Source organism: Novacetimonas cocois, from assembly GCF_003311635.1.
GTDB lineage: Bacteria > Pseudomonadota > Alphaproteobacteria > Acetobacterales > Acetobacteraceae > Novacetimonas > Novacetimonas cocois.
Window position 1 is genome coordinate 17,827 of the sequence record NZ_QEXL01000023.1, and the last position, 14,472, is coordinate 32,298.

Annotated in this window: 11 protein-coding genes; 5 read left to right on the forward strand and 6 right to left on the reverse strand. The window is 58.2% G+C overall.

Annotation, left to right across the window (positions count from 1 at the left end; genetic code table 11):
- Window positions 1-72 precede the first annotated feature (72 nt).
- The gene (locus NJLHNGOC_RS14195; protein WP_113596954.1) at window positions 73-1,275 is read right to left on the reverse strand and encodes a DUF932 domain-containing protein; all 1,203 of its coding nucleotides are present in this window, start codon (window positions 1,273-1,275) and stop codon (window positions 73-75) included.
- Window positions 1,276-1,573: 298 nt separating this feature from the next.
- On the opposite strand from NJLHNGOC_RS14195, the gene NJLHNGOC_RS14200 reads away from it, so the two are divergent.
- A complete protein-coding gene (locus NJLHNGOC_RS14200) occupies window positions 1,574-2,485 on the forward strand; it encodes a tyrosine-type recombinase/integrase (RefSeq protein WP_113596955.1) in 912 nt (303 codons plus the stop codon).
- Between the two features lie 25 nt (window positions 2,486-2,510).
- Window positions 2,511-3,701 (forward strand): IS91 family transposase, encoded by a 1,191-nt coding sequence (locus NJLHNGOC_RS14205; RefSeq protein ID WP_113596956.1) that lies wholly within the window; start codon window positions 2,511-2,513, stop codon window positions 3,699-3,701.
- 422 nt (window positions 3,702-4,123) lie between these two features.
- On the opposite strand, the gene NJLHNGOC_RS15760 is transcribed toward NJLHNGOC_RS14205, so the two are convergent.
- From NJLHNGOC_RS15760 to NJLHNGOC_RS14220, 4 genes are all read right to left on the reverse strand, one after another.
- Window positions 4,124-4,864, reverse strand: coding sequence for a hypothetical protein (locus NJLHNGOC_RS15760; RefSeq protein WP_133258757.1), 741 nt, complete (start codon window positions 4,862-4,864; stop codon window positions 4,124-4,126).
- 554 nt (window positions 4,865-5,418) lie between these two features.
- Window positions 5,419-7,230, reverse strand: coding sequence for an AAA family ATPase (locus NJLHNGOC_RS14210; RefSeq protein WP_113596957.1), 1,812 nt, complete (start codon window positions 7,228-7,230; stop codon window positions 5,419-5,421).
- A complete protein-coding gene (locus NJLHNGOC_RS14215) occupies window positions 7,227-7,712 on the reverse strand; it encodes an ABC-three component system middle component 2 (RefSeq protein ID WP_061471181.1) in 486 nt (161 codons plus the stop codon). The genes NJLHNGOC_RS14210 and NJLHNGOC_RS14215 overlap by 4 nt, the downstream gene beginning before the upstream one ends.
- Window positions 7,705-8,808, reverse strand: a complete 1,104-nt coding sequence (locus NJLHNGOC_RS14220; RefSeq protein WP_206059806.1) for an ABC-three component system protein — start codon at window positions 8,806-8,808, stop codon at window positions 7,705-7,707. Before NJLHNGOC_RS14220 ends, NJLHNGOC_RS14215 begins: the two co-directional genes overlap by 8 nt.
- Window positions 8,809-9,241: 433 nt before the next feature.
- Between NJLHNGOC_RS14220 and NJLHNGOC_RS14225 the strand changes: the two genes are divergently transcribed.
- Window positions 9,242-9,964 (forward strand): hypothetical protein, encoded by a 723-nt coding sequence (locus tag NJLHNGOC_RS14225; protein WP_113596958.1) that lies wholly within the window; start codon window positions 9,242-9,244, stop codon window positions 9,962-9,964.
- A gap of 119 nt (window positions 9,965-10,083) precedes the next feature.
- Here NJLHNGOC_RS14225 and NJLHNGOC_RS14230 read toward each other — a convergent pair whose 3' ends face one another.
- Window positions 10,084-12,141, reverse strand: coding sequence for a ParB/RepB/Spo0J family partition protein (locus tag NJLHNGOC_RS14230; protein WP_113596959.1), 2,058 nt, complete (start codon window positions 12,139-12,141; stop codon window positions 10,084-10,086).
- A 391-nt stretch (window positions 12,142-12,532) separates the two neighbouring features.
- On the opposite strand from NJLHNGOC_RS14230, the gene NJLHNGOC_RS14235 reads away from it, so the two are divergent.
- Both NJLHNGOC_RS14235 and NJLHNGOC_RS14240 read left to right on the forward strand, forming a co-directional pair.
- Window positions 12,533-12,727, forward strand: coding sequence for a hypothetical protein (locus NJLHNGOC_RS14235; RefSeq protein ID WP_113596960.1), 195 nt, complete (start codon window positions 12,533-12,535; stop codon window positions 12,725-12,727).
- 12 nt (window positions 12,728-12,739) lie between these two features.
- Window positions 12,740-14,464: a recombinase family protein gene (locus NJLHNGOC_RS14240; protein ID WP_113596961.1), complete on the forward strand. Its 1,725-nt coding sequence runs from the start codon at window positions 12,740-12,742 to the stop codon at window positions 14,462-14,464.
- Window positions 14,465-14,472: the final 8 nt, after the last annotated feature.

A 14,472-nucleotide genomic window follows, 5' to 3' on the forward strand; every position in this document is an offset into this window, starting at 1 on the left:
CCGAAACGAAAAAGCCCGGCGCTGTGGCCGGGCTCGTAAAAACGTATTGGCGGAAAGACGGAGAAGCGGCTTTCAGGACGCACGCTCCATCAGCCTGCGGGCCTTCTCTTCCAGATCCAGCCGCGTATCCTGATTGGCCCTGGTGCGAGCCAGCGCTGTAATCCCCTGCACGAAATCGAACACGCTCTCGGGCTTGCGCCCCTCCTCATGCAGCACGGTTTCGATGATCTTGGTAGTTTCCGGTTTCGAGAACCCACGACGACGCAGGAAACTTTCGCGATCCTCGTCGGTTTTTGCGACCAGTGCCTGCCGGGATGCCTGGATACCGGAGACAAACGACGCCGGGCTGGCCGTGGCGAAATTCCGCAGGGCCGGTGTCGCCTGATGCACGAAACGCGAGGCTGCAAACTTGCTATGCCGGATCGTGATCTGTTCGAAATTTTCCACGCCCCACAAAAGGCGGTTTTGACACACTCCCCGCAGATAGAATGACGCAATACCAAGACTTTTACTGCCGACTTCCGAATTCCACGCGTAGAAACCCCGGAAATAGAGATCGGGGTCACCATTGGGCAGGCGTCCGGCCTCGATCGGATGCGTATCGTCGACCAGAAACAGGAACACGTCGCGATCTGATGCGTAGAGCGTCGTGGTTTCCCTGGTGACGTCGACATACGGATTATGGGTCATGGTCGCCCAGTCGATGACGCCGGGCACCTTCCAGTTGGTATCGCCTGTGCCGTCCCCCGCGATCTTGCGCACCGCGCCCACCAGTTCGTGGTCCCAGATGCGACCGTAATCTGGACCGGTTACAGCGCGCAGCTCGACGCGCCCGTCTTCCGTCTCCAGCGTTTTGACCAGTTCGGCGCGGTGCGACAGCAGCCCATGCTGCAGGTTGATCGCTGCCAGTGGCGCTGGAAGATTGCGCAGGTACGACGATGGCGCGCCGACAAGGCTGCACATCTGGCCGAACGACCAGTGTGTGGGCGCGATCGGCTCATTCTGTCCCGGCACGGTGAGCGTCAGCCGCTCGGCATTGTCGCGGGATGCTTCCACGCGAATGGCGCGGCTTTCCACTGTGCGGGCCGTGGCCCGATCTGCTCGCGCCAGGGTCGCGGCGTGCAGATCGGACAGAGACAGGTAACGCTCGTCGTCGGGGCGCGAGAACCATTCGGACGAGACGCGGGCGCTGCGTTCGCCGCGCGACGGATCGATCTTAAAGCCGCCGGACGCAGCACCACGGGACGCAGGGGGCAGGATGGTGGTCGTGGTCATGGAAAACTCTCCTCTAATGCCGGTTATTCGGCACAGAAGGCGAAGCCGACCTCTTCCTCTGATCACCACTTCCCACGCGGGATCCCATACAACCCCAGAAATACCCAGCCCCTCATCCCGGAACACGGCGTTCCCGTCACCTACCCGAAATCACGACAGCAATGGGGGGCAGAACGAACCCGCTGCGCGGGATTGGTGCGGTGTGTAGGTCTGTCACCACAGCGTGAGATATCTGTTTTATTTGGAACTGTCCTGATCGGGCCAAGCACTCTGGCTTCTTCCCACCAGAAGGAGCCGGATGATGACAGAGTCCCTGTGCATTGCTGCAATCAGTCCCCTTCGCCAGCGCCTGCTTGATGACATGGCGGTGCGGCGGTTCTCCCGGGAGACGCAGCGCAATTACCTTCGCGATGTCGGCCGTTTCGCCACGTTTCTGGGTCGCTCACCCCATACGGCAACAGCCGAGGATGTGCGCCAGTTCCAGATCGCACAGAACGCGGCGGGCATGCCGACACCGACCATGAACGCCATCGTGTCGGCGCTGCGGTTTTTCTTCACCCAGACACTCGACCGCCCCGATCTTGCACGCAGGCTGGTCCGGGTGGCGCAGCCCCGCAACCTGCCCGTCGTGCTGAGCCGTGACGAGGTTGCCCGGCTGCTCAACGCGACCGTATGCCTCAAGCATCAGGCCGCCCTGTCGGTCGCCTATGGGGCAGGCCTGCGGGTGGCCGAGGTCGCAGCTCTCAAGATCAGTGATATCGACAGCGAGCGCATGCTGCTCAGGGTCGAACGGGGCAAAGGGGGACGATATCGCAACGCCATGCTTCCGGCAGACCTTCTGCCCCTGCTGCGGGAGTGGTGGAAGGCCGGACGCCAGCAGGGTGTGATGCATTCGGGTGGCTGGCTGTTTCCCGGGCAGGACACCATGAGACCCATCAGCACACGGCAGCTCCATCGCGTGGTTGTCGATGCGGCGCGGGCCGCTGCGATCACCAGACGTGTGGGGCCTCATACCCTGCGGCACAGCTTTGCCACGCACCTGCTTGAGGATGGTGTCGATGTCCGGGTGATCCAGGTTCTGCTGGGTCATTCCCGTCTGGAAACCACGGCCCTTTATACAAAAGTTGCGACACGGACCGTGCGGGCCGTCATCAGTCCGCTCGACAGGCTGGGTATGCTGGCGACAACGCAGGCGAGGCCCGACGGCTGATCTCCGAGCTTCGGTGGGTACGGTCATGTCCGCCTCCCTCGAACTGGGAGATATCTTCCGGGCTGCCGGCCCTGCCTGGCGGTCAGCCCATGCCGGCCGTCTCCCCCTGCAGCAGCTCAAGGTCATGTCGGCGATCGAACACTGTCGCACGGCGGCCCTTGGTGGTCATGTCGCGGCCTGCGGGAACTGTGGACACTGGCGGATCGCTTATAACAGCTGCCGCAACCGTCACTGTCCGCGCTGCCAGGGGAACGCCGCGCAGACATGGCTGGCCGAGCGGGAGGCCGATCTGCTGCCGGTCGGGTATTTCCATGTCGTCTTCACCCTGCCAGCGCGGATCGCCGACATCGCGCTGCAGAACAAGGCCGTTCTCTACGCCCTGCTGTTCCAGGCTGCCTCGGAGACGATGATGACGATCGCCGCCGATCCCCGGCATCTGGGTGCCCGTATCGGCATCACTGCCGTGCTGCACAGCTGGGGGTCGGCGCTGACCCACCATCCCCATGTGCACATGATCGTGCCGGGCGGCGGCCTGTCGCCCGATGGCCAGCGCTGGATCTCGTCGCGCCCGGCCTTCCTCCTGCCCGTTCGCGTGCTGGGCAAGCTGTTTCGTCGTCTGTTCCTCACCCGGTTACTTGCGCTTTTCGATGCTGACCGGCTGGCCTTCCGGGGCCGTCTTGCCCCTCTCGCAGACCGTCGTACCTTTCTGCGGTATCTGGCCCCCGTGCGCGGCAGGCGCTGGGTTGTTTATGCCAAACCACCTTTTGCGGGTCCCAAAGCGGTGCTGGCCTACCTGTCGCGCTATACCCACCGCGTCGCCATCTCGAACCGCCGCCTCCTGGCGTTCAACGAAAACGGCGTGACGTTCCGCTACAAGGACTACAGGCGGGACACGGCCCACCAGCAGCAGGTCATGACGCTCGCCACGGATGAGTTCATCCGTCGCTTCATGTTGCATGTCCTGCCACGGGGATTTCATCGCATCCGCCATTATGGCCTGCTGGCCAGTTCCAGCCGCAAGGCCAGCCTCGCCCGGGTGCGGGAACTGCTGAATGTCATACCCACGCCAGCGGCAGAAATCCCGGAGCCCGAACCGGTCACGCCACTGCCCTGCCCATGCTGTGGCGGACTAATGGTTGTTATCCAGATCCTTCCCCGCTGGTACCAGCCCAGAGGGCCGCCACCGGCGACTGATCCGGCCGGGGGATCACCATGATAGCCCGCAGAGACCACAGCATGACCGATCCCGATGCCGGAGTAGCTCCGCTCCGGCAAAGCGAGGTTCCTGTACGCATCACTGGAAAACCCGGGAAAATCGCTGCCTGCACCGCCAGTTCCGTCATCGCATCATGCAGATCCGATCACAAAAACCCGTTCCAGTTCCACATACGCACCTTTATGCTCTCGCTCAGCCTCTCCTCCGGGGTGGCGCCAGTTGCAAATTCCCCATAACTGAGTCCCGGTGTCGCGGGTTCGGTCTTCCCAGACTTTCGTACGCCTCGCGGCGCCCGAAACTCTTCAGGAGAACGGTCTGTCAGCTTTTCTGCTGTCTAACGTCAAATGCGGACATTTTCAGCAGTCCTACTGCTGAGTGGTGCCAATTTATATTGCAATAAAATATGATATTACTGCTGATCTTTATAAAGAAAAAGAATCTATCAATTCAGGAAAACAATTTTCACAATCATATTTTTCAGAAATTTTTTCGAAGAAAGCAGTAGCGTTGTTATGCATATTTATTTCCCACTTAGCATGAGCCAGGCTGATTTCTCCTATCTTGAATCTGGATATAGTATCGTCAGCTACGATGAATGCGTTTCTTGCCTCTTTGAGGTAGGAGCAAATATTTATAACGGATAGACGCTCCGTTTTCTCGAAAAACATTTTCAGAATCGCTTCTGAGTTAAGAGTTACATAATCTTCTGTAGGAGTTAAAATACTTCTCTCAAGCATTGACCCAACAGATCTATTTATTCCCCTTTCAACAAATACTAGATTTATCCATGCATTGGGCCATGCCGCTTTAATTCTAGAACGCCCTACAGCGTGGTCGGCGTCCCTGCCATTGAAAGTGAGACGTTTGCCAAATACATTACTCGCGGTTATGATTAATTGTTCTCTATATTTATCATTGTTGATGTCGACCCATATTTGTCGGTAGCTAAGTTTATCCTGACCGCTTGATATATCTCCGGAAATAATTAATCCAATTTTATCATTGTCATCATCAATTTCGGAAATTGATAAATTATTTGATTCTGACCAGCTCTTCAGTGAGACGAGATCCTTGAACGCTATGGGCACACTTACATTTGCCTCGATAAGAGTCTTAAAATCCAATCCTGAGGATTGTTCATGCATTGCCTCAAACACAACCAAGATTATTATTCCTCATACTAAAAATATTCTTTTTATACCTTGAAGATTAGGTTTTATTTTTCAAATTATTTTTTCCTAGATTTCTTCATATGATGGCCGACCGCGAACGCTCGGGCAAAACAACAACCATATGCAGTGTTTTGTACGAAATTAGCGATAATTCAAAAACCTAGATGCTTAAGCGTATTGGCAACCCTTCAAAAAATTCCGGCGAATCCGATCATTACTTAGAAGCTAAACACTCAAAGAGGCAAGGACTATGTGTCTACTTCCGGAAGAAAGCAAATGACCATTCGTCGTCCGACATGAGGCGACTGTCGACTTTCTGTTCTAGTTCGCTTTAGCAGACAGGCGAATTGGGGGCGAACGGAATGTCTGATATCGGGAAGCAATAGCCGAAAGCAGTCATTCGCAGCACTCAGGTTCACGGAGCTTACCGGTCCATCCCATTCGTTTAGCGTCCAATTGTGAGCTCCCAAGTGCGGACCTGTAGCTTCCATACCCGATCACACAGCAACGACTGCGCGACGGCCAACGTTCGTCGATAGTCTGACTCACAAAAGCCCGAAGCGACCTTCGGTCGGGTTTCCTGTGAATATCGTAAGATTCAACCCCTCGAGTTCGCTGTCAGGTGGATGCTGATTCTCAATGACTATTACTTGGCTGCCATCGCCATGGTGTGCCTTAAGATAGCTGTAGAACCGCTCCTTCAGATCTGTACCCTGTAGCGCGGTATCCTCATCGCCCTCAGGCTTGAAGTAGGCTAGAAGCGGGGAGTCCAGCACTAGAAAGCCTGGATGCGGCAGACCATGTTCCTGACAATATTCAAGCAAGGCGATCGAAACGGCGGCATGCGTTATCGCACGCAAGCCCTTACCGCGACTTCCTCTTGGTTTTCCGTCGATGACAAAATCACTTGCATCTTTGTCGTAATGGACACGGCATTCACCAGGAAAATTCCACGCTTTGAGAATTTGCTCGACCTTCAACGAGAATCGGTGGGCGACAGCCTCTGAGAATCCGACTGCGACCTTGGTCTTCTCAGCAGGTTCGGCCGCGACATCATCCAGATCTGCGCGGCGTGCTTCGAGCTTGTCTCGCCGATCAAAAAGAGCCAAAAATCCACGGACGGCTGACCGCGTCTCGATGATGTCGGTGAACTTTGCTCGAGCAGCTTCCACTTCGGGCGCCATAGTCTGCCGGATGTCGCCATCGACGGTAGCGTAGGCTTCTACGACCGTTGCCTGCAAATCTTCGAGGTGATCTTTTTCGGCCCGCAGTTGGGTTACTGTGGAGGCGAGTTCCTCAGAGAGTCGCTCGATTTTTCCAATTTCGGCCGTCGCCGCTTCAACGATTTCCGCGACATTTCCGTCGCAATCAGCGTCGGCATGCTGAGCTTCGGGCCCTGCTCCGCATAGCGGACAGGCCACGCGCTCGACGTAGGCGAATAATGTGCCGCTCTCTTGGATTGCCTGCAGGCGATCACGGTCAACTGCGTAATGCTCCCGAAGAAGTTCGAAGCGGGCGAGCAACTCACCAATCTCGTCGAGCCGGTCGGTAATTTCACGCGATTGGTTTGCCAGCTCGCGGCGCTGAGACATCCGATCTTCGAGGTTCAGCTGCGCGTCTGCCACGCTGTTCCGATGTTCAGCTGCGGAGGTTTCGAGCCTTTCGAGTTGCGCTTCCAGCTCGGCTTTCTCTTCTCCCATATCGGTAATTTCCGACGCGAGATCCGCGATTAGTTCGTCGAGCAGCATGAGCTGTCCTGTCTGGTCTGGCTCGTCAGCCGTGACGGACACAACAGCGGAATCATCGATCCCAGTTAGCAACAGCTTGATGGTGGCGAGTTCGGCCGTCTTAAGGGTGTACTGCCCACCCCAGAATGGCGATCCCTTGTGTTGAATTTCACCTTCTTGCACAATTACGAGGCGGGCTAGGTTGCGGAAGCTGAGACTGTTGGTCGTGCTCTTCGCGCTGCTCTTCAGGATCCGCTTGCCGAGGAGGCCTATTTTTTCGAGCAGAAATCCTGACACATTATCAATGCGCTCATGTGCATGCGCTTGACGTAGCGTATGTGCGGTATCGCCTTGGCGAAGAATGAAATTCCCGCCCGAGATCGCACGCTCGAAAGTCCATGATTCGGATTCGGGACCGGACAGACCCAGATATAAAGCACTGTAGCCCTCCCTTTCCGGGATCTCCTTCAGGTCGGAGCCGCCGAGCATGAAGTCGATCGCCTCAGCAAGAAAGGATTTACCGGTGTCCGATGCACCACAGATAACGTTGACGCCACGAGAAAAGCTAATCTCAGCGCGCTTAGAGGGGCCTGAAAAACCCAGTTTGTCCAGACGGAGATAGCCACTCATACGCGAGGCCCTCGAAGCTGACCAGGCTGGAACTGGCTAGTCCATTTCTCAAAGAAACGCTGAGTAATCGTGCGGATCGCATCGGTGGTCATATGGCCAAATGCTTGAATAACCCAGGCCGCTCGCGCCCTCAACTCAACCGAGTATGGTGCACTCAATGCTGCCATGTAAGGTGCCGCAGCCTCGCCTGCACGGTAAAGTATCCCATCTGGGCGCGCTACCCGCTCGACCAACCCCCGGCTCGCCATCAGAAGCAATCCCTTTTCAATGATTTCCCTACGAACCAGAAGTTCGCCAGCGCGCATCGGCAATGGCACGTGCAGGCTGTCTGGACCTCCAGCGTCGCTGGAATGCACAACAAGGTAATCAAGCTCGACAAGCCGCTGCAAATCGCAGCCATTCGGGTGGGCAGCCTCCAAGATCGCAAGGGCGCGCACGCCCGTTTCCAAAGGGCTGTTAAACGGGCTCAGCCGCTTACTCATCAGTCGGTATCCAATAAAGCCGGTCTTCATTCGCAAGCTGGTGGCAAATGCCTTGCCGGTCCTGAACGCGTGTGGCGGGGGCTAATGGATTGGACGTTAAAACAATCTGCGCCGCTTGCGACACGGTCGCCTTCATACGCTCGAACCCTGTTAGATGCGAACCCTCGCATATGTCGACGACGCCCTGAAAGACTTCCTCCTGCAAAGCGTCGAACGTCCCTTCAGGCACGGTGTCCCGCGAGAAATTCCTTAGCGCTTCCGCGCTGTAAAAGCGTTCACGTTGCCTGCTGAAGTCACGGTGAAGCGGTTGCTTCGAAGCGAGGGCGGTAACGTCCGGCAACTGTTCACCTAGGTGGTCCCCATAGGCATTGAGGAGTTGCCGAATATACCGGCTCTCGTGTTCAGCAGGCTCAGCCGGCGGAACATGTGAAGCTGGGCGTGCTGGAAGGCCGCCGCCGAAACGGATCGCATGGAACTTGGTGGTTTCATGCTGGGCGATCAGTTCCAATACGCTTTTGGACCCGAAGATCGAGAAATCAAACGCATTGAAGTAGGAGAGAAGACTGCCCGTAAGTGCCACATCTGCCGTCTTAGTGATTTCGTGCCGACACTGCCTTTCCCAGGCGTCCCGGGTGCTCTCCTTCAGACTCATCGGGTCAAGGAGAAGTTTTGCAGCGGTTGTGCCGACGTCTTTGCTTGCGGCGAAGTAGTGCTTTCTCGGCACGGTAAACTCACCGAGCCACGAATAGTAGATGATCTTCCCGATTTCGACATGAATATCTGAAGGACGTAACGGATGATCGTAACGCTTGCACTGGTAATTGTCCCATGGAGCGCTGAACCCTGCGGCGGCGGTAAAACCGGTGACGTCGAGCCCCATGTCGCCAGCGCCCGCAAAGCGTCGCACGATCGCATAACCCTTGAGCGAACTCGCCCACTCCTCCGTGAAGCCTTCCCAGTCATCCGGAGAAAAGACCTGCACACGGATGGCTTTCGGGATCGGTAGACCGGCCTGCACATGATCTGCTGAAGCGACTTCCGAAATCGCTTTCGGCGCGATCGACTTAAAATCAGAATTTGCAATCAAAGTTGCCAATCCCCCGCCCCCCTTTAAACCAGAAATAACATACGCTTACAAACAAAGTTATCGCAAGATGGGCTCCCGAGAGATCAATTGTGTTGGTGATCTCAATGAAAGGGGACGATAAGGCTGAACGAGCGGCGGTGATCATGTCCCACCTCCGGGGCGCGCACTGTGCGGAATGAGGGCGCCAAAGGATCGCTAATCACTTCCGTGTAGCGTCCGGAATTTGCGGCGAGGCGCTCCGAAGCTGTCGGTCGGTTAGGTCCCAAACGCGGTTTATCGCGGTTCACCTAAAAACGTCTGCTTTCGGGCAGCCACCATCACCATTTCGATGTCTGACTTGAGGCGACAACCGACATTACAATGAAAGATGCAGGACGGAATTCGTCCCTACGTCGCAAAGCCAGGCTGGCAACTCGCACCTGCCTGGTTCATTGTTTACGTAATGAATCCGTTTCGTTCGCCCGATAACGACCATCCCCTGTCGCATGCCCTCATCCTGAAGGCCGCGCTGCTGACGATTGGCTATATTGAGAAACACGGCCCGATCGGCCTCACGCCCAGCAAGGCGCTGAAACGCTATTTTGTCGCATGGGCGGCCGAGGCATTTGACTGGCCCGGCTATACGGTCGAAGACCTCTATGCCGTCAACAAAGTTCTCAATGAACACGATTTTCCGCCGCTGGTGATCCTGCATGAGGTTCTGCTCAGTGCGAAGCTCGCACGGCATTTCAAGGGAACCCTGCGACTGACCGACCTGGCGAGAAAGCTCAGATCGGAGCCAGCCCGGCTCTGGATGCTGTTGACGACCCATCTTCTCTTTGTCATCGACCACAGCCCTTATACCCGAAGCGATGAACCACTGTTCGGCAACTGGGATATCTTTCTCAACGTCATCAATATCGAAGCTCAGGTTGCCGTCACCGAAGAGCGGCTGTGTTCGGTTCTCTACGGGGGCGAGGAAGAAGATATCCGTCGCCGGGATTTCAAGCTGACCGCCAGTCTTTACGTCCATGTCCTGCGACCGCTGTGCTGGGCAGGACTGCTCAACGAGCACCGAACAGGCACCGGCTTCAGCAGACGGGATTTCTATACCAAAACGCCCTTATGGCCAGCAGCCCTTAGCCTTGAAACGGATCGACACCTGCACCCGGCGACCCGTCACTGACTCCAACCGGCCACCAACCCGGGTGTACGTTGCAACGGCTGTGCCCGGATACAGTCTCGTCCAATACAAAAGGCGGCTCCCGAAGATCGGAAGCCGCCCATGATATTCATCGACAGATCTCACTCGGCTGCGACCGCATCAGGACTATCGATCATACGCGCCGCCTCTTCCTCCCATTCAGTTCGCTCCGGCGCATGCGCCGTCCGCAGGGCCTCCGGTAGCCAGCCGGCGCCCTCAAGCAGCCTTTCGGCCGCCTGCGCCATGTCGTTCTTTTTCAGATGTACGATACGCTCAGCCGCCTCAGTTCCCCGCGCCTCGCGTACGGCTTCGAGAATACGGGCCTTGGTGACGCGGCCCAGATAGTTCTCCACCGTTGGCTGCCAGCCCGCTTCGGCCAGATCGAGCGCGAGCGCGGTGGCGAGACGGTCGGCTCGTGCCAGCCGTTCCCTGACGCTGCGTGCCAGAGACGGGCCATGAGACGATTCATGCAGCGCGTTGATCCCGAAAGACAGGCAATGCGCCAGCAGGGCCAGACGGCTGGTGTCGTCCAGTCCGTCGATCCAGCGCCACAGGGCGTCTTCATCCTCCGGCAGATCGTGCTTCCAGCCCTCGTTGCGCTGGCGCAGCGCATGAGCCGGCAGACTGCCCGGCATGTCGGGGGAATGAACCGGAAGGGAAATTTCCCGGACATAGGCTTCCAGGCAGTCCGCGCCCGAGACCTGCCAGTAGATATCGCGCACCAGTGTATGCAGGAATTCGGTCAGCGCGATGTGGGGATTGCCGGCAAACGCATCCCGCAGCGCCAGCGTGCGCCAGGCTGTCAGTTCGGTCAGCAGGCGGTCGGAAAGCGGCTTCAGGCCGTCTTCCTCCTCGGGCTCGATGTCGGGTGCGCCTTCCCTCCCATTCCCTTCGGCATCGTCGCCATCGCCGCGATGGTCAATGGCTTCGTCATATCCGTCTGATTCGTCGTGATCGACTTCAGGTTCGACCGGCATATCTTCCGGCCGGACGAAGCCCCGCTCGACCAGCAGCGTGCCGTCGGTGTCCAGGCTGACGAAGGCCCCTGCCCGCACTTTGTCTGTCGGCTCGAAGGAAACGGAGCGTTCTTCCAGCGCCTCAATGGCCTGTTCGATCTCGCCAAGGCGCGCGTCGATTTCTTCCGGGAATTCATCGGCCTGCGCGTATTCCGCCTCAATGGCTTCCTGCTCGCTGTGCAGCCCGATCAGACGCGCGGCATCTTCTTCCGAGAGCACCACCGGCACACCGTCGATCTCCGCTAAGTGCCGTGTATGACCCCAGGGAAAGGACAGCGCCGTCTCGACCCATTTCCAGCCTTCGGCACGGACCTGTTCGGCAGCTTCCTGCAACTTCTCCATCACCAGCCGGTCGAGCAGGGTCGGATCCTGCAGCCAGCCGCCATCGTCTGCCTCGAACAGGTCACGCATGACGGCACCGCCGGCGACAAGATAGACGTTCAGCCCGACAAAGCGTACCCGGCGATCCGACGCCCGCACGGTCTTCTCCGTCAGCATGCGGCGGATCAGATAGGGCTCGCGATTGTGGCTCTGGGCAATAATCTCCCAGACCTGTTCCTGACGGGTGTGGTCATCGCTGATGGAAAACGCCATCAACTGGTCGAGCTTCATGCCATCCTGCTCGTAAATATCGAGCAGTTTGTCCGATACGGTCATCAGGCGCAGTCGCTGCTTCACCACGGCCGGCACGACGAAAAACGCGGCCGCGATCTCTTCTTCGGACATGCCCTTCTCCAGCATGTCACGAAAGGCGCGAAACTGGTCCAGCGGATGCAGGGCCACGCGCTGGACGTTCTCCGCCAGGGAATCATCCTCGGCGAGAATGGCCGATCCGGCCTCGCGCAGGACGCAGGGCACCGGGGCGGTCTTCGCCAGTTTCTTCTGCTTCACCAGCAGTTCAAGGGCGCGGAAGCGTCGACCGCCGGCGGGCACCTCAAAGGTACCGGTCTCGACACCGGCATCGTCAAGAATGGGCCGGACGTTCAGGCTCTGGAGCAGCCCACGACGTTCGATATCGGCGGCCAGTTCCTCAATCGACAGGCCAGCCTTCACGCGCCGCACGTTGGACTGCGACAGCACCAGCTTGTTGAAGGGGATATCACGGGACGCATTGAGGGCGATTTTCTGGATGGCGCTCGCCATGGCAGAACACTCCGTGACGGACGGGCGGAAGCCTCTCTCCCACCCCTAATCCGTCACGAAAAACCCCACGTCCCTCTTCCTCTCTCCTGGCCCAACAGACACCAGATCACATCCACGGAACCGCGTAGATACGGCTTTACGGAACGCAAACCCGTATCAACCAACCTGCGAGTCGACGCTCACCGCGATAAATTACGACTATTATAGTCGTTCCATCACCATCTTGTGATGATGCCGACCACGATAGCCGCGAATGTTCGTGACTATCCCGAAGCCCTCTTCGGACGATCCATCTCCTTGTTTCCGTGTATTTTTCTGTTCGCGCATCTCCCGTTCGATCTCCACAGTGCGTTCAGAACCACCCACGGGTCCATGCAGAAAGGACGGGAAGATGGCACGCCAACGCGATACGATAGCGGGCAAGGTGCGGCTCATTCTCGACGCCCCGGACGCCAACGTGACACCATTACGCAGTGGAGCCGATCCTCGGCTGGTCAGTCTGGTCCGGCTTCTGGCCCGTCAGGCCGCACGGGATTTCGTCAACGCTGAAGTGGAGGCCGCGAGGCGACGCGATCTCCAGGAATAGGGAGATAGGATTGTGAAGGTCGCGCTCTACGCCCGCTACTCATCCGACAACCAGCGCGACGCGTCGATCGAGGACCAGCTTCGGCTGTGCCGGCTCCATGCCGAGAAGCAGGGCTGGACGATCGTCGATAGCTACACGGATCGTGCCATCTCCGGTGCGTCCCTGCTCCGCCCCGGCATTCAGGAACTGATCCAGGACGCCACGCGCGGTCGCTTCACGATCATCGTGGCCGAAGCCATGGACCGGCTGTCGCGCGACCAGGAAGATATCGCCGGCCTGTTCAAACGGATGACGTTCGCCGGCGTACGGATCATCACCCTCTCCGAGGGCGACGTCACCCACCTGCACATCGGCCTCAAGGGCACCATGAATGCCCTGTTCCTCAAGGATCTGGCCGAGAAGGTGCGCCGTGGCCTGCGCGGACGCGTCGAGGACGGCAAGTCCGGCGGTGGCAACTCTTATGGTTATGATGTCGTGCGCCAGTTCGATGCGAAAGGCGAGCGCATCCGGGGCGACCGGACCATCAACGAGGAAGAGGCCCGTACGGTCAGACGGATCTTCACCGATTACACGCGGGGCAAGTCGTCGCGCACGATCGCCATGGAACTGAACCGGGACGGCGTTCCGGGTCCACAGGGTCACGAATGGGGACCATCCACCATTCACGGCAATCGGGAACGTGGCACCGGCATCCTCAACAACGAGATGTATGTCGGACGCCTGGTCTGGAACCGGCTGCGCTATCTCAAGGATCCTGATAGCGGCAAGCGCGTCTCCCGTCTCAATCCTAAATCCGAATGGGTCATCCAGGAGGTGCCGGAACTGCGGATCATCGAGCAGGATCTATGGGATGCCGTGAAGGCGCGCCAGGCCGAAACAACCTTCAGCCAGCCGGCACGGGGCAACGAAGCCCTCAATCACCGGCGCCGTCCTCGCCACCTCTTTGCCGGGCTCATCCGCTGCGGCTGCTGTGGCGGCGGGTACAGCATGATCTCGAAGGATCTGCTCGGCTGCTCGACAGCACGCAACAAGGGCACCTGCGATAACCGGCTCAACATCCGTCGGGATGCGCTTGAAGCATCGGTCCTCAGTGGGCTGCGCACGCATCTGATGGAACCGGACCTGTTCAGGGAGTTCTGCAACGAGTTCACCCGCGAGGTGAACCGACTGCGCATGGAACTTGGTGCCGATCTCGCAGCAATGCGGAACGAACTGCCTCGCATTGATCGCGAACTGGACAAGGCGATTCAGGCCATCCTCGACGGCGTTCCGGGTGCGAAGCTCAAGGATAAGATCGGCGCGCTCGAAGCTCGCAAGATCGAACTCACAGAACGTCTGGCCAACGCGGAGGAGCCGCCTCCCCTTCTCCATCCGAACATGGCGGAGATCTACCAGCAGCGGATCGCGTCTCTTTATGAGAGCCTTCAGGCCGAAGAGACGAAGACGGAGGCGGCCGAGCGTCTGCGCACGCTCGTCTCGCAGATCACGCTCCAACCGGCCGACGGCGAACTGACGATCATCCTGCGCGGCGATCTGGCAGCGATCCTGCAGTTCGCGTCGCACAAGAAAAACGCCACGGTCCATCCGGACTGTGGCGTTCTTGATGCGTTCGTATCGCAAGTATCGTTGGTTGCGGGGAACCGCACACTACGATCCCGGCGAAATGTGGCGAATGGTCATTCGCAAGCGTCGTTGGTTGCGGGGGCAGGATTTGAACCTGCGGCCTTCAGGTTATGAGCCTGACG